This is a genomic window from Pseudomonas graminis (assembly GCF_900111735.1).
Classification (GTDB): Bacteria; Pseudomonadota; Gammaproteobacteria; order Pseudomonadales; family Pseudomonadaceae; genus Aquipseudomonas; species Aquipseudomonas graminis.
This window is the reverse complement of record NZ_FOHW01000011.1, coordinates 114,258-129,422: the sequence shown is the minus strand read 5'-3', so window position 1 is coordinate 129,422 and position 15,165 is coordinate 114,258. Positions and strand designations below refer to the sequence as shown.

At 58.8% G+C, this 15,165-nt stretch carries 16 protein-coding genes; 5 read left to right on the top strand and 11 right to left on the bottom strand.

Going from position 1 to position 15,165, the window contains the following annotated elements:
• Nucleotides 1-185 precede the first annotated feature (185 nt).
• Nucleotides 186-1,439, top strand: a complete 1,254-nt coding sequence (gene glyA, locus BMY98_RS10985; RefSeq protein ID WP_074888659.1) for a serine hydroxymethyltransferase — start codon at nt 186-188, stop codon at nt 1,437-1,439.
• 154 nt (nt 1,440-1,593) lie between these two features.
• Here the strand turns inward: glyA and BMY98_RS10980 are convergent, their stop codons facing one another.
• From BMY98_RS10980 to BMY98_RS10955, 6 genes are all read right to left on the bottom strand, one after another.
• Entirely contained in the window at nt 1,594-1,980 is a 387-nt protein-coding gene (locus BMY98_RS10980; protein WP_074888656.1) for a hypothetical protein, read from the bottom strand.
• A gap of 248 nt (nt 1,981-2,228) precedes the next feature.
• Nucleotides 2,229-2,615, bottom strand: coding sequence for a hypothetical protein (locus tag BMY98_RS10975; protein WP_074888653.1), 387 nt, complete (start codon nt 2,613-2,615; stop codon nt 2,229-2,231).
• Nucleotides 2,603-3,553, bottom strand: coding sequence for a hypothetical protein (locus tag BMY98_RS10970; protein WP_074888650.1), 951 nt, complete (start codon nt 3,551-3,553; stop codon nt 2,603-2,605). The genes BMY98_RS10975 and BMY98_RS10970 overlap by 13 nt, the downstream gene beginning before the upstream one ends.
• Before the next feature lie 152 nt (nt 3,554-3,705).
• Nucleotides 3,706-4,677, bottom strand: coding sequence for a GTPase (gene yjiA, locus BMY98_RS10965; protein ID WP_074888647.1), 972 nt, complete (start codon nt 4,675-4,677; stop codon nt 3,706-3,708).
• A gap of 132 nt (nt 4,678-4,809) precedes the next feature.
• Nucleotides 4,810-5,007, bottom strand: coding sequence for a YbdD/YjiX family protein (locus BMY98_RS10960; RefSeq protein ID WP_065987541.1), 198 nt, complete (start codon nt 5,005-5,007; stop codon nt 4,810-4,812).
• A 26-nt stretch (nt 5,008-5,033) separates the two neighbouring features.
• On the bottom strand, nt 5,034-7,103 hold the full coding sequence (locus BMY98_RS10955; protein WP_074888644.1) for a carbon starvation CstA family protein: 2,070 nt from the start codon (nt 7,101-7,103) through the stop codon (nt 5,034-5,036).
• 154 nt (nt 7,104-7,257) lie between these two features.
• Here BMY98_RS10955 and BMY98_RS10950 point away from each other — a divergent pair, with 154 nt between their 5' ends.
• On the top strand, nt 7,258-7,626 hold the full coding sequence (locus BMY98_RS10950) for a PilZ domain-containing protein (RefSeq protein WP_074888641.1): 369 nt from the start codon (nt 7,258-7,260) through the stop codon (nt 7,624-7,626).
• Nucleotides 7,627-7,645: 19 nt separating this feature from the next.
• Here BMY98_RS10950 and radA read toward each other — a convergent pair whose 3' ends face one another.
• Nucleotides 7,646-9,013, bottom strand: a complete 1,368-nt coding sequence (gene radA / locus BMY98_RS10945; protein ID WP_074888638.1) for a DNA repair protein RadA — start codon at nt 9,011-9,013, stop codon at nt 7,646-7,648.
• 199 nt (nt 9,014-9,212) lie between these two features.
• Here radA and mscL point away from each other — a divergent pair, with 199 nt between their 5' ends.
• Complete coding sequence (gene mscL / locus BMY98_RS10940) at nt 9,213-9,662, top strand: large-conductance mechanosensitive channel protein MscL (protein WP_074888636.1); 450 nt, start codon at nt 9,213-9,215, stop codon at nt 9,660-9,662.
• A 72-nt stretch (nt 9,663-9,734) separates the two neighbouring features.
• On the opposite strand, the gene BMY98_RS10935 is transcribed toward mscL, so the two are convergent.
• The gene (locus BMY98_RS10935; RefSeq protein ID WP_074888634.1) at nt 9,735-10,511 is read right to left on the bottom strand and encodes a ferredoxin--NADP reductase; all 777 of its coding nucleotides are present in this window, start codon (nt 10,509-10,511) and stop codon (nt 9,735-9,737) included.
• 319 nt (nt 10,512-10,830) lie between these two features.
• Between BMY98_RS10935 and BMY98_RS10930 the strand changes: the two genes are divergently transcribed.
• Nucleotides 10,831-11,079, top strand: a complete 249-nt coding sequence (locus BMY98_RS10930; protein ID WP_074888631.1) for a helix-turn-helix transcriptional regulator — start codon at nt 10,831-10,833, stop codon at nt 11,077-11,079.
• A 148-nt stretch (nt 11,080-11,227) separates the two neighbouring features.
• The gene (locus BMY98_RS10925) at nt 11,228-12,352 is read left to right on the top strand and encodes a methyltransferase (protein ID WP_074888628.1); all 1,125 of its coding nucleotides are present in this window, start codon (nt 11,228-11,230) and stop codon (nt 12,350-12,352) included.
• 82 nt (nt 12,353-12,434) lie between these two features.
• Here BMY98_RS10925 and BMY98_RS10920 read toward each other — a convergent pair whose 3' ends face one another.
• The 3 genes from BMY98_RS10920 to BMY98_RS10910 are packed head-to-tail and all read right to left on the bottom strand — an operon-like array spanning nt 12,435 to nt 15,149.
• Nucleotides 12,435-12,641 (bottom strand): DUF2474 domain-containing protein, encoded by a 207-nt coding sequence (locus tag BMY98_RS10920; RefSeq protein WP_074888625.1) that lies wholly within the window; start codon nt 12,639-12,641, stop codon nt 12,435-12,437.
• Between the two features lie 57 nt (nt 12,642-12,698).
• Nucleotides 12,699-13,706 (bottom strand): cytochrome d ubiquinol oxidase subunit II, encoded by a 1,008-nt coding sequence (gene cydB / locus BMY98_RS10915; RefSeq protein ID WP_074888623.1) that lies wholly within the window; start codon nt 13,704-13,706, stop codon nt 12,699-12,701.
• Nucleotides 13,707-13,709: 3 nt separating this feature from the next.
• The gene (locus BMY98_RS10910; protein WP_074888620.1) at nt 13,710-15,149 is read right to left on the bottom strand and encodes a cytochrome ubiquinol oxidase subunit I; all 1,440 of its coding nucleotides are present in this window, start codon (nt 15,147-15,149) and stop codon (nt 13,710-13,712) included.
• Nucleotides 15,150-15,165 lie beyond the last annotated feature (16 nt).

Below are 15,165 nucleotides of genomic sequence, written 5' to 3'. Positions count from 1 at the left end.
ATCCGACACAAATCCGTCTGGCCCGAAATCGCATCGCGGGCAAGCGCGCTCCTACAAGGTCATTCGCCAGTCATTCCCTCGCATGAAAACCGCTCGTACCGCACATGACCCGCTTTCATATGCCAGATAAAACCCGATGGGTTAGAATGCCCCCCTTTTCTACTGCCCGATCCCCGAGGACCGCCATGTTCAGCCGCAATTTGACCATCGCCAAGTACGACTCCGACCTGTACGCCGCCATGGAACAGGAAGCCAAGCGTCAGGAAGATCACATCGAGCTGATCGCCTCGGAGAACTACACCAGCCCGGCCGTCATGGAGGCCCAGGGCTCGGTCCTCACCAACAAATACGCTGAAGGCTACCCAGGCAAGCGTTACTACGGTGGCTGCGAATACGTCGACATCGTCGAGCAACTGGCCATCGACCGCGCCAAGCAACTGTTCGGTGCCGATTACGCCAACGTCCAGCCACACGCAGGCTCCCAGGCCAACAGCGCGGTGTACCTGGCGCTGCTCAATGCTGGCGACACCATTCTGGGCATGAGCCTGGCCCACGGCGGTCACCTGACCCACGGTGCCAGCGTTTCTTCCTCGGGCAAGCTGTATAACGCCGTTCAGTACGGCATCGACGGCAACGGCCTGATCGACTACGACGAAGTCGAGCGTCTGGCGGTCGAGCACAAACCGAAGATGATCATTGCCGGTTTCTCGGCCTATTCGCAGATCCTCGACTTCCCGCGCTTCCGCGCCATCGCTGACAAAGTCGGCGCTTACCTGTTCGTCGACATGGCGCACGTAGCCGGTCTGGTCGCTGCAGGCGTTTACCCGAACCCGGTGCCGTTCGCTGACGTCGTCACCACCACCACCCACAAAACCCTGCGCGGCCCTCGTGGCGGCCTGATCCTGGCGCGCGCCAACGCCGACATCGAGAAGAAGCTGAACTCTGCTGTCTTCCCGGGCGGTCAGGGCGGTCCTCTGGAGCACGTCATCGCGGCCAAGGCGATTTGCTTCAAGGAAGCGCTGCAGCCTGAGTTCAAGACCTACCAGGAACAAGTGGTGAAAAACGCCAAGGCCATGGCCGGCGTGTTCATCGAGCGCGGTTTCGACGTGGTGTCCGGCGGTACTGAAAACCACCTGTTCCTGCTGTCGCTGATCAAGCAGGACATCTCCGGTAAAGACGCCGACGCCGCACTGGGCAAAGCGTTCATCACCGTGAACAAGAACTCGGTGCCCAACGATCCACGCTCCCCGTTCGTCACCTCCGGCCTGCGCTTCGGCACACCGGCCGTGACCACTCGCGGCTTCAAGGAAGCAGAGTGCAAGGAACTGGCGGGCTGGATCTGCGACATCCTGGCCGACCTGAACAACGAAGCGGTGATCAACGCCGTACGTGAGAAGGTTCAGGCCATCTGCGCCAAGCTGCCGGTTTACGGCGCTTGATCTGACGAAGCAGCAGTTGCATAAAAAGCCCGGCTTGTTAGCCGGGCTTTTTGTTGGGTTGGTCTTCTCATTCACTTCTCTACCGAAGCCTATGGGCAAAGAATCATCGGGAACAAACAGGATGAGGGTTTCGGTGATCTTCAAGAAAGCACTGCTATGGTCGCCCCATTTTCAGACGCAAGCAAATCAAGCCGAGTGCACCGAGAAGAATTAACGCCGAATAAAAGAAAAACCTAATCCAAAACCGAAAGTGCCGAGGAAGTTTCTGAAGCTTGTACAGGGGAATGACTTCCTGCCTTTTAAAGGCTCCCGGCATAACCAAAATCATGGTTATAAACGACTCGCGCATTCTTCGCCCCAGCCATGTGTCACCATAATAGTCTGCATGCAGGCCGATCATTTCGATATCAGAAAGATGATCTTCAATGCGCTCCATGTATTTCAGGAAAAAAATATAAGACGAGACTAGGTGAATGAAAGTCAAAACGAAATCTACGAACCCCAACCATACTGCTACGTTGTAAGAGATCAGGGCAGCCATTCGTAGACCATCTCCCCAAACGACTCACCGGCTATTTCGCCTAGGGCACCACCTCCGTAAGCCAAAGCCCCGCCGGCAATAATCCCGCAACCTAATGCAGCCGTATATCCCAGTGCGATATAGATTCGGATGTCTGACCGTCAGATTGCGGACTCTCGTGACGTCTTTATCAAGTAGCCCAAGACGGTGAGGCAGAACCCATTCAAATAAAGTCCAATATATTTCAATAATCTTCGATCGAGAACTCGCTATGCGCGTCCCTGCTTTAGACGCAGGTAGAGCACGGTCATTGCAGACAGAAGAACTATCGCCGAATAGAAGAAAAATTTGATCCAAAACCGAAAGTGGCCAGGAAGCTTCTGAAGCTTGTACAGGGGAATGACTTCCTGCTTTTTAAATGCTCCCGGCATGATCAAGATCATCGTAATGAACGACTCGCGCATTCTTCGGCCCAGCCAAGTATTGCCGTAATAGTCTGCATGTAAGCCGATCATTTCGATGTCGGAAAGATGATCTTCAATGCGTTCCATGTATTTCAAGAAAAAAATATGAGACGAGACCAAGTGGATGAAGATCAAAACGAACTCTATCAGCGTCAACCAAATAGCTGCGTCGTAAGAAATCAGGGTGTCCATTCGTAGAGCTTCTCCCCAAGAAGTTCGCCACCTGCTTCGCCCATTGTGCCGCTTGCATAGGCTAAAGCCCCGCCGGCAATAATTCCGCAACCTAAAGCAGCTATCCCTAAGGTAGGCGCACCAAACACAGCCATACACACCACCGGTCCGGCTACTGCCCCTACCTCCCCTCCGGCAAGTCCGAGTAGCACGCCACCCGCTAACTTTGCTCCTTCAACGTAATGAGCCCGTCGACATACTTCCTCTCGCCCGGTCGAGCAAGCTTCCTTAATCTCTAGCGCGGTTGATGCGATATTCAACCCGATCCCCACCGCCGTCCCATGCTTCAACAACTTCGCCACCTTGGCGACTTTCGCAATTCGTGCGGCGTAGCCCTGTATCTCCCCAGTACGCAGGTAACTTTTGGTCGATAACCCCAGCATCTTTTTCAGTGGGCCTTTTTTAGTCAACCCAGTGCCCCAGCGAGCTACGCCCTCCAGCTGTACGTCGAGCTTTGCAAACAGCACTCGCCGTTGATTGATGAATTCCTGCCGGGCAATGGGCGTCCCGCGGGACAGCGACAGCTTGTACAGCCGCTCGATTTCTTCGAGGGTTTTCTGCACGCCGTTAAGGTGCTTACTCCAACTGCCGGTGGCGGCGCCGACGCCCACCGATCCGTAACTGAGCATGTTCTGCATCAGGTCGTAGTTCTTGATCAGCTCGCTACCCGAGCCTCGCACCTGACGATGGACGTTTCGCGCCAGTGCCATCAGCTCGGTTTCCTCAGCCGTGAGGCTGCCCATCGAACCGTCGCTGACAATTACCAGCTGGCCCGGCATAACCACCACATTGCGAATGTGCGCATTCAGCACATCAAATTTTGCGCTCCCGCCGACCCGAGCCTTGAGCGTGAAGTAGGTTTGTATGCGGTCATTGATGAACACGTAGGGCTTGGACATGGGGCTGCCCTTCCTTGCTTGACTTCAGATCCAGCAAGGATAGGGACGGGACGTGGGGTCTAGAAGCGTAGAGTGGGGGTTGAAAGTACGATTCGGAACGGTCCTACGCAGGCGCCATAGCGCGTCTTACGGATCATTCCCGCACACGATACTTAATCTGCAGCAACGCCTGCAAAGCCGGCCCGGATCTTCTCCTCCGGCAGTTCGTCGGCAATGAACACGATCACGCTTTCACGCTTTTCGCCCGCTGCCCACTCCACGTCGAAATCAAAGCCGTACAACTTCAGCACGCCCTGAAATACCAGCTTGCGATCCTCGCCGGCAATGCTCAGCACGCCTTTGTAGCGCAGCAGTTGTTTGCCGTGCTCTTCCAGCAACTCGTTCATGAAGGTGCTGAGCTTGTCGATATCCAGCGGCTGGTCACTGCGCAGGACCAGGCTGCTGATGCGGTCGATGGAGCGGCCTGCAGGTGCTGCCGGGCGCAGGGTCATCCCGCCGATGTCAGCGTTGAGGTTGAAGCCGCGCACGTCCAGCAGCTCGGCGAGGTCGATCTTGCCGTGCTCGACCACGCGTATCGGCGCGCGGCGGTTGATGCGAGTTAGCCGTTCGCTTAGCGCTTTGAAGGTAGCTTCATCCACCAGATCGGTCTTGCTCACCAACAGACGATCCGCGAAGCCGATCTGCGCCTGGGCGATGGTCTGTTCCAGATGCGTGTCGACATGGGCTGCGTCGACCAGCGTAATGATGCCGTCGAGGATGTAACGCTCGCGCAGTTCCTCATCGATGAAGAAGGTCTGCGCCACCGGTGCCGGGTCTGCCAGGCCGGTGCACTCGATGACCAGGCGATCGAACGCGATCTCGCCACTGTCGAGGCGCTCCAGCAGCAGATACAGCGCTTTGGTCAGGTCGGTGTGAATGGTGCAGCAGACGCAGCCGTTGGACAGGGTCATCACCTGCACGGGCTCGTCCCCGAGCAACTGGGTGTCGACGCCGGCATCACTGAATTCGTTCTCGATCACGGCGATCTTCAGGCCGTGTTCCTCCTTGAGCAGATGGCGCAACAAGGTGGTTTTGCCGGCGCCGAGAAAGCCGCTGAGGATGGTGACGGGGATAGGTGTGAACAAAAAAAAGACCTCGATTCGCTGAAAAAAAACAGGAGTGAGGTTGCTGGCGATTCGAAATGTCAGTCAGTACAGCGGCGACTGAATTAACGCATCGCGAGCAAGCCCACTCCTGCATGACCAAGGGTCACATCATTAGCAACACTTGGGACCGCCCTTCCCGCCGTAACGTGCGTCCTGGCGTTCCCGGAAGAACGCTTCGTAGGACATCACCGGCTTGTCCGGGTGGGTCTTCTGCATATGCTCAACGTAGTTGTCGTAATCCGGCATGCCCACCATAAGGCGAGCGGCCTGACCGAGATACTTACCCAGGCGACTCAGATCGTTGAACATAAACAGCTCCTCGCGTTACAGCGCACTCAGTGGGATTCCGGAAAGGCCTGGAATGGCGATTCCTTGTCGGTACGCTCTTTCTTGACCCACGCCGCACGACCGACCTTGAGCGCATAGAACAGAATGCTCAGGACCACGAACAGGAACAGCGTGGTCAGGGTGGCGTTGGTGTACGCGTTGAAGATCACATGCTGCATCTGGTCCATGGTCTTGGCCGGGGCCAGCACCTGACCGGCATCTGCCGCCGTGCTGTACTTCTTCGCCAGTGCCAGGAAGCCTACCGCAGGGCTCGGGTCGAATAGCTTGATGAAGCCTGCAGTGACAGTGCAGATCAGCAGCCACGAGGCCGGCAGGATGGTCACCCAGACGTACTGCTGACGCTTCATTTTGATCAGCACGACCGTCGCCAGCATCAGCGCAATACCCGCCAGCATCTGGTTGGAGATACCGAACAATGGCCACAACGTGTTGATCCCGCCCAGTGGATCGATCACGCCCTGATACAGCAGATACCCCCACAGCGCGACGCAGCCACCGGTGCCGATGGCGTTGGCGGTCCAGGACTCGGTGCGTTTCAGCGCAGGCACGAAACTGCCCAGCAGGTCCTGCAGCATGAAGCGGCCGGCACGGGTACCGGCATCGACTGCGGTCAGGATGAACAGCGCTTCAAACAGAATCGCGAAGTGGTACCAGAACGCCATGGTGTTCTGACCCGGGAAGGCCTGGTGCAGGATCTGCGCGATACCCACTGCCAGGGTCGGCGCACCACCGGCACGTGCCAGCACAGTGTTTTCGCCAATGTCCTTCGCCACAGCGGTCAATTGATCCGGCGTGATGAGGAAGCCCCAACTGCTGACCATCTGCGCGACCGAGTTGACGTCAGAGCCGACGATCGCCGCCGGGCTGTTCATTGCGAAGTACACCCCTGGCTCGATGACCGAAGCCGCAACCATGGCCATGATCGCCACGAACGACTCCATCAGCATGCCGCCGTAACCGATGTAACGGGCGTTGACTTCGTTATCCAGCAGCTTCGGCGTGGTGCCCGAGGAAATCAGCGCGTGGAAACCGGATACTGCGCCACAGGCGATGGTGATGAACAGGAACGGGAACAGGGTGCCTTTCCAGACCGGGCCGGTGCCGTCGGTGAACTGCGTCAGCGCAGGCATTTTCAGCTCAGGCGCCAGAATCAGAATGCCGATCGCCAGCGCAATGATGGTGCCGATTTTCAGGAACGTGGACAGGTAGTCGCGAGGCGCCAACACCAGCCAGACCGGCAGCATGGCCGCGACAAAACCGTAGCCGACCAGCATCCAGGTGATCTGCACGCCAGTGAACGTGAACATCGGCGCCCACTCCGGACTCGCTGCCACCAGACCACCGACCCAGATCGACAGCAGCAACAGCACGACGCCCACCACCGAGATCTCGCCGATGCGGCCCGGGCGGATGAAGCGCATGTAGATGCCCATGAACATCGCGATCGGAATCGTCGCCATGACCGTGAACATGCCCCATGGGCTCTCGGCCAATGCCTTGACGACAATCAGCGCCAGCACCGCGAGGATGATGATCATGATCAGGAAACAGCCGAACAGCGCGATGGTGCCGGGAATGCGGCCCATTTCTTCGCGGACCATGTCGCCCAGGGAGCGTCCGTTACGGCGCGTGGAAAGGAACAGGATCATGAAGTCCTGAACCGCACCCGCCAGAACGACACCGGCGATCAACCACAGCGTACCGGGCAGATAGCCCATCTGCGCGGCGAGCACCGGGCCGACCAGAGGACCGGCGCCGGCAATGGCGGCGAAGTGGTGACCGAAGAGAATGTGTTTATTGGTAGGAACGTAATCGAGCCCGTCGTTCTTGAGAACCGCAGGGGTGGCCCGGGTCGGGTCGAGTTGCATGACTTTAGTTGCGATGAACAGGCTGTAGTAGCGATAAGCGACCAGATAAATGGCCACTGCGGCGACCACAATCCAGAGTGCGTTGATCGCCTCCCCGCGACGCAATGCAACCACTCCCAGTGCCCATGCTCCAAGGATCGCAACCATCAGCCAGGGCACGTGGCGCAGCAGACCATTATTGTTTTTCATTTTTTTTCGATTCCAACTGAGTGGACTTATTTTTATTCAGCAAGCGGAGTTTAGCGCCGCCGGAGCGAAAGGCTACCCCCACGATGGTCTAGCGCGATATTTGTCCTATAGTCAACGCAGCGGGCCGTAGAGGCGCTAAAGGAGTAGTTGCGTAATGACCGATAACCACGAAGAACGTCGTCGCTTCAAACGCGTTGCATTCGACGCGAAAACCAAACTTAGCCAGGGCGACCAGACCTGGACGGTTCAACTGATCGACCTGTCGCTCAAGGGGCTGCTGATCGAAAAGCCCTCGCCCTGGGAGGGCGATGCCAACGAGCGATTCATGGTCGACATCGAGTTGCAGGACGGTATAGACGTCGTGATGGAAGTGCAGCTGACCCACGATGATCACAATCACCTGGGGTTTGTGTGCAAGCACATTGAGCTCGATTCAGTGACGCACCTGCGTCGACTGATCGAACTCAACATTGCCGATCACGATGAACTGGAGCGCGAGCTGGGTGCGCTGATACATCTATAGGTCTATAGGCCACGCCGCCTTACTCGAACAACGCGTCCAGCGCCTGGTCGAGGCGCGTCACACCGATCACTGTCAGGCCCGGTGGCGACTCTTTCGGGGCGTTGCCCTTGGGCACGATGGCGCGTTTGAAGCCGTGCTTGGCCGCTTCCTTGAGTCGCTCCTGACCGCTGGGCACGGGGCGTACTTCGCCGGACAAGCCCACTTCGCCGAACACCAGCAAGTCGCCCGGCAGTGCACGGTTGCGCAGGCTGGACATGACGGCGGCCATCAAGGCCAGGTCGGAAGCGGTTTCCAGCACTTTCACCCCGCCCACGACGTTGAGAAACACGTCCTGGTCATGGGTGGGAATGCCGCCGTGGCGGTGCAGTACCGCCAGCAACATGGCGAGCCGGTTTTGATCCAGCCCCAACGTCACGCGACGCGGATTGGAGAGGTGGCTGTCATCGACCAGCGCCTGCACTTCCACCAGCATCGGCCGGGTGCCTTCCCATGTCGCCATGACCACACTGCCCGCGACTTCTTCCTGCGCGCGGGTGAGAAAGATCGCCGACGGGTTCGAGACTTCTTTAAGCCCCTTGTCGGTCATGCCGAAGACGCCCAATTCGTTGACGGCACCAAAGCGGTTTTTCACTGCGCGCAACAAACGCAAGCGGCCATCGGACTCGCCCTCGAAGTACAACACGGTGTCGACCATGTGCTCCAGCACGCGAGGCCCGGCCAGCGCGCCTTCTTTGGTGACGTGGCCGACCAGAAATATCGCGGTACCGCTCTGCTTGGCGTAGCGCACCAGCAGCGCAGCACTCTCGCGCACCTGGGATACGCCGCCGGGCGCTGACTGCAGCTGTTCGGTGAAGATGGTCTGGATCGAGTCGATCACCATGACCTTCGGCTGCTCGATGCGCGCCGTGGCAATGATGGTTTCGATGCAGGTTTCGGTCATGACCCGCAGTTTGTCCTGGGGCAAGCCAAGGCGACGGGCGCGCATGGCGACCTGCTGCTGCGACTCTTCACCGGTGACGTACAGCGCCGGCATGCGCTCGGCAATGGCGCAAAGGGTCTGCAAGAGAATGGTCGATTTGCCGATGCCGGGGTCGCCGCCGATCAGCACCACCGAGCCATCCACCAGGCCGCCGCCGAGAACGCGGTCCAGTTCAGTGGAGTTGGTGGAAAAACGCGGGATTTCTTCGACACTGACTTCGGCCAGGGTTTTGATCTGCGCCTGTTGGCCGGTCCAGCCGGAACGACCGCTGGGCGCAGCGGCCGTGCTGTTGTCGATCACGGTTTCAACGAGGGTGTTCCAGGCGCCGCATTCGCTGCACTGGCCGGCCCATTTGGGAAACGTCGAACCGCACTCGGTGCAGCCGTACATGCGTTTGGCCTTGGCCATGACACCCCCGATGTAAAAAAGGGGCAATCATACCCGATGCGTCAAACCGTCGGGCGCAGCCCTACCATGCATGCATGCTTTTGGAGGATTAAATAAAACTTACCGGAACGTACCCGGTCGATTGCATGGATTAAGCGAGATGCAGCTAGCTGACTTACACTGCATTTACCACTCACATCTGTAACAAAGGAATACACCCATGAGCGTACTAAGCGAGTTCAAAGCCTTTGCCGTAAAAGGAAACGTCGTCGACATGGCCGTCGGTATCATCATCGGCGCGGCATTCGGCAAGATCGTTTCGTCGTTCGTAGGCGATGTAATCATGCCGCCCCTCGGGCTGCTGATCGGCGGCGTGGACTTCAGCGATCTGTCGGTCGTGCTGAGGCCTGCGGAAGGGGCAGCCCCTGCGGTGGTGCTGGCCTACGGCAAGTTCATTCAGACTGTGATCGACTTCATCATCGTGGCATTCGCCATCTTCATGGGCGTCAAGGCGATTAACCGCCTGAAACGTGAAGAGGCCAAGGCACCCACCCTGCCGCCAACCCCAACCAAGGAAGAGCTGCTGCTGGGCGAAATCCGCGATCTGTTGAAAGAACAGAACAACAAGCCCGCTGCACCACTGCCGGTGACGCCTGACCGGTTCGTTTAAGGCCGGTCATAGCATGTGGGGGTGAGCTTGCTCGCTTCCACATGGGTCTTGCGATCGCAACGCTGTATCAACCTACCAATAATTCTCCACCGCAATCTGTCCCGGCTTGCGCGTCAACGCCAGGCGCATGTCGCGAGTTTTCAGCACTGCGCGAGTGTCTTCGATCATCTGTGGATTGCCGCAGATCATCACCCGTGAATGTTCGGGTGTCAGCGCGACACCGGCCGCCTTCTCCAACTCACCGTTCTTGATCAGCGTGGTAATCCGTCCGCTGAGCGCACCGGGATGCGCTTCCCGCGTCACTGTGGCGATGAACGTGAACTTGTGTGCGTACTCGGCCAGGTATTCGCGCTGGGTCAGCTCGGCGATAAGCTGCTGGTAGGCCAGTTCCCGGGACTCACGGACGCTATACACCAGAATGATCCGCTCGAATTTTTCCCAGACCTCGAAGTCCTGAAGGATCGAAAGGAAGGGCGCCACACCGGTGCCTGTGGACAACATCCAGAGGTCCTGACCATCGGTGAAGCGATCCAGGGTCAGGTAACCCACCGCCTGTTTCTCCACCATCAGCGTGTCACCCTGACGAAGTCGGCTCAGCTCGCTGGTAAATTCGCCGTTGGGCACCACGATGGAGAAAAATTCGAGGAATTCATCGAAGGGCGAGGACACCACCGAGTAGGCGCGCCACACCGTCGTACCGTCGGACTTGGTAACACCCAGACGTGCGAATTGTCCCGCCGTGAAGCGGAAACCTGGATCGCGCGTGGTGCGAAAGGTAAAGAGACTGGGAGTCAGCGGCGTAACGTCCAGCAGCGTTTGCCGGGTGAATTTCTCTGCACTGGCAGTCATGGGGCGCTCCTGGCTCCTGTCTCACAAAAAGGGTGACCAGTGTCCCGCAAACCCGCCGCGATAAACACCGTCGGTTTGTAGTGATATCCGCAACGGACTGAGCAATTTTTAGAGTATTTCGCTATCGGCGTTATCGCGAAGTGGTTCGTGTCGAGACACTTAATCTGTATAAGCCATTGATTCTACTAGAATTTTAAAATCATGCTGGCAGCCCGTCTGGTGGCACCTCGAGGCGATGGCCAGGCACGCTCCATTCAAAGCCGTGATTGTTATCCTAGACTTCGATCAGGACGATCAAGACTGAGCACGGAGGCACGCTATGGAAACTCAAACACTGGGGGAAGACTGCAAGGCGAGTAAGGAGACGCTGACCTATAAGGGCCTGACGATGAGAGAGGTGGAGGTGTTGAAGTGGTCCGCTACGGGCAAGACAGCAGCAGAAGTCGCGTTGATCCTTGATGTCACAGCGCGCACCGTTAACTTCCACGTTGGTAAAGCCATCCAGAAGATCGGCGCCTGCAACAAGATGTCGGCAGTGGTCCAGGCGGCGAAAGACGGGGTGATCTAGACATAGGGGGGAAGCAAGGGCGAAAAGCCCGGTGAGCGCAGGCAAAAACACGTAAAATCGCCGGCTTCGCGAACCTGGACACGCCGGCGCAGGCGCAACTCCCGCCAACACGCCGGTCGCGCCATCAACGACTGGAACTGCTCCGCCCATGCCCCTGCTGACCACCCCGTTTGCCCAACTCGACCTGATCCGCCAGCCGGAACAGTCAGATGAGCCCTTGCAGGCCTTCGATGCTGCCGACGAATATCTGCTCAACCACGTCGCCGAACAGGGCGTGACGCTGCAAACGCGGGTGCTGGTGCTCAACGACAGTTTCGGCGCCCTCGCCACCAGCCTCGCGCCCCATGCGACGGTGTTCAGCAGTACGGATTCGTACCTCGGCGCTCAGGCTTTGGGAAAGAATCTGGTGCGCAACGGCCTGACCTATGACGCCGTGCCGGTGATCCCCGCCAGTGCGCCGTTGACCGGCCCCTTCGACTGGGTGCTGATTCGCGTTCCCAAGACCCTCGCGTTGCTGGAAGAGCAGTTGATCCGGTTGCAGGACCAACTGGCGCCGAACGCCAAAGTCGTCGCTGCCGGAATGATCAAGCACCTGCCCCGCTCCGCTGGCGAGCTGATGGAAGAATACATCGGCCCCGTGCAGGCATCCCTCGCCGTGAAAAAAGCGCGACTGCTGTTCTGCACCCCTGAAGCCAAAACCGTTCAGCCCTCGCCCTACCCCACCCGTTACACGCTGGACGAGCCGAAGATCGAGTTGATCAACCACGCCAACGTGTTCTGCCGTGACGGTCTGGACATCGGCACGCGGGCCTTCCTGCCGTACTTGCCCAAGGGCCTGGGCTCGGCGCGGGTCGCAGACCTGGGTTGCGGCAATGGCGTGCTCGCCATCGCCAGTGCGCTGGACAACCCTGACGCGCACTACACGCTGGTAGACGAGTCGTTCATGGCGGTGCAGTCGGCGCAGGAGAACTGGAGACTGGCCCTCGGCGAGCGGCCGGCAGTCATTCAGGCAGGCGACGGACTGGACGCACAGGAACCCGATTCGCTGGACGTCGTCCTGTGCAATCCGCCGTTTCATCAGCAACAAGTGGTTGGCGATTTCCTCGCATGGCGGATGTTCCAGCAGGCGCGCTCGGCGCTGGTCACCGGCGGCGCGCTGTACATCGTCGGCAACCGTCATCTGGGCTATCACGGCAAACTGGCGCGGTTGTTCCGGGGCGTGGAGCAAGTGGCGGCGACGCCGAAGTTTGTGATCCTCAAGGCGCGCAAATAGCTCGACGCGCTTGTCTACGTGACTTCAGATGTGCAGCCAAAAAAAACCCGCAGAAGCGGGTTTTTTATCGAGCCGGAAACACTCAGTGCGACTTCATGCCTGCCGCTGTCATGAACATGCGCAGCAGCATGGCGACCACGAACAGCGCCAGCACGCTGCCGGTCCAGATGATCAACAGCCAGCCGATGCGCTGCCACAGGGGCTTACCCTTCGCTGGATCAACCTCGCGCTCAAAATCGCGGCGATCGTTGGGATGAGCCTCGTGCTCAACAGATTCTTTAACCGACATCGCTAAACCCTCTTCTCCCGCAGTCAGGCCCCGGCGACAAACCAGGGGCCCGTGCTGCTAGTGATAGCCGTGTTCGTGGGTGACTTTGCCGCGGAATACGTAGTAGCTCCAGAACGTGTAACCCAGGATCAGCGGAATGATGAACAGCGTACCGACCAACATGAAACCCTGACTCTGTGGCGGCGATGCGGCCGCCCAGATGGACACTGTTGGCGGAATGATGTTCGGCCACAAGCTGATGCCCAGACCGCTGTAGCCCAGGAAGATCAGCACCAGCGTCAGCAGGAACGGCGCGTAGTTGGCGTTGCGCGCCACCGCTTTGAACAAGCCGTACATCGTTACCAGGACCAGTGCCGGTACCGGCATGAACCACAGCAGGTTTGGCAGGCTGAACCAGCGATCGGCGATGGCCTGGTGCGCTAGTGGCGTCCACAGACTGACGATCGCCATGACCACCAGCGTGGCCAGGGCCAAAGGTCGTGCCAGATCGTGCATGGCTTTCTGCAAAGCCCCTTCCGTCTTCATGATCAACCAGGTGCAGCCGAGCAAGGCGTACGCCACGATCAGGGCCAGACCGCAGAAGACCGAGAACGGCGTCAGCCAGTCCAGCCCACCGCCGGCGTAGGCACGGTCGACCACCGGAATGCCGTCGATGTACGCGCCCAGTGCCACGCCCTGGAAGAATGTCGCCACCAGCGAACCGCCGATGAACGCCTTGTCCCACAGGTGGCGCTTGATATCAGTGGCCTTGAAGCGAAACTCGAATGCCACGCCGCGGAAGATCAGCCCGAATAGCATGAAGATCAGCGGCAGGTAAAGCGCTTCGAGCACGACCGAGTAAGCCAGCGGGAAGGCGCCGAACAAGCCGGCGCCGCCGAGCACCAGCCAGGTTTCGTTGCCGTCCCAGACCGGCGCGACGGTGTTCATCATCACGTCGCGGTCGGTCTTGTCCTTCATGAACGGGAACAGTATCCCGATGCCCAGATCGAAGCCGTCCATGATGACGTACATCATGACGCCGAAGATGATGATCACGGCCCAGATCAGTGGAAGATCGATACCCATGGCTCAGTTCCCCTCAGTCAGGCTGTCTTTGCGGTGGTCCGTGCTGTTTTCATCAGCAGCAGAGAGAGGACGCGCCGGGGTGCGTTTCTGCCCTGGTCCGCCGTGTGCCGGAGTATCACCTTCATGGGTTTTAGGCCCTTTGCGCACCAGACGCATCATGTAACCGAAGCCGGTGCCGAAGAGCAGGAAATACACCACGACGAACAACACCAGGGTGATGCTCAACTGCTCAACGCTGTGTCTGGACACGGCATTCGCCGTGCGCATGATCCCGTAGACCACCCAGGGCTGACGCCCGATTTCGGTGGTGAACCAGCCCGCCAGCATCGCGATCAGACCGGCCGGGCCCATGCACATGACCAGACGCAGGAACCAGCGATTGGTGTACAGCCCGCCGCGCCAGCGCAACCAGGCGCTCCACAGACCGACCGCGATCATCAGCAGGCCCAGCGCCACCATTACGCGGAACGACCAGAACACGATCAGCGCATTCGGACGGTCTTCCGGCGGGAAGGACTTCAGCGCCGGGATCTGCTTGTCCAGGCTGTGGGTCAGGATCAGGCTGCCCAGATAGGGAATCTCGACCGCGTACTTGGTGCGCTCTTCTTTCATGTCCGGGATGCCGAACAGAATCAGCGGGGTCGGTTCGTCACCGACGTTTTCCCAGTGACCTTCGATGGCGGCGATCTTGGCCGGTTGGTGCTCAAGGGTGTTCAAGCCGTGAGCATCACCCACCATTGCCTGAATCGGCGCAACGATCAGCGCCATCCACATGGCCATGGACAGCATTCTGCGGATCGCCGGATTGTCACGGCCGCGCAGCAAATGCCAGGCCGCCGATGCGCCGACGAAGAACGCCGTGGAAACGAACGCGGCGATTGCCATGTGCATCAGGCGATACGGGAACGAGGGGTTGAAGATCACCGCGAACCAGTCCACCGGGATGATCCGGCCATCGATGATCTCGAAGCCCTGAGGGGTCTGCATCCAGCTGTTGGACGCCAGAATCCAGAAGGTCGAAATCAGTGTGCCGACCGCCACCATGGACGTAGCGAAGAAATGCAAGCCACGGCCGACGCGGTTCCAGCCGAACAGCATGACGCCGAGGAAGCCTGCTTCGAGGAAGAACGCCGTGAGCACCTCATAGGTCAGTAACGGCCCGGTCACAGCACCGGCGAAGTCAGAGAACCGGCTCCAGTTGGTGCCGAACTCGTAGGCCATGACCAGACCCGAGACCACACCCATGCCGAAGTTGACGGCAAAGATCTTCGACCAGAAGTGATAGAGGTCGCGATAAGTGTTGTCGTGAGTCTTCAGCCACAAGCCTTCCAGCACCGCGAGAAAGCTCGCCAGACCGATGGTGATGGCCGGGAAAAGAATGTGAAATGAAACGGTGAACGCAAACTGGATTCGGGCGAGATCGAGCGCCTCTAAACCGAACATAGGTCTTCCTCTATCA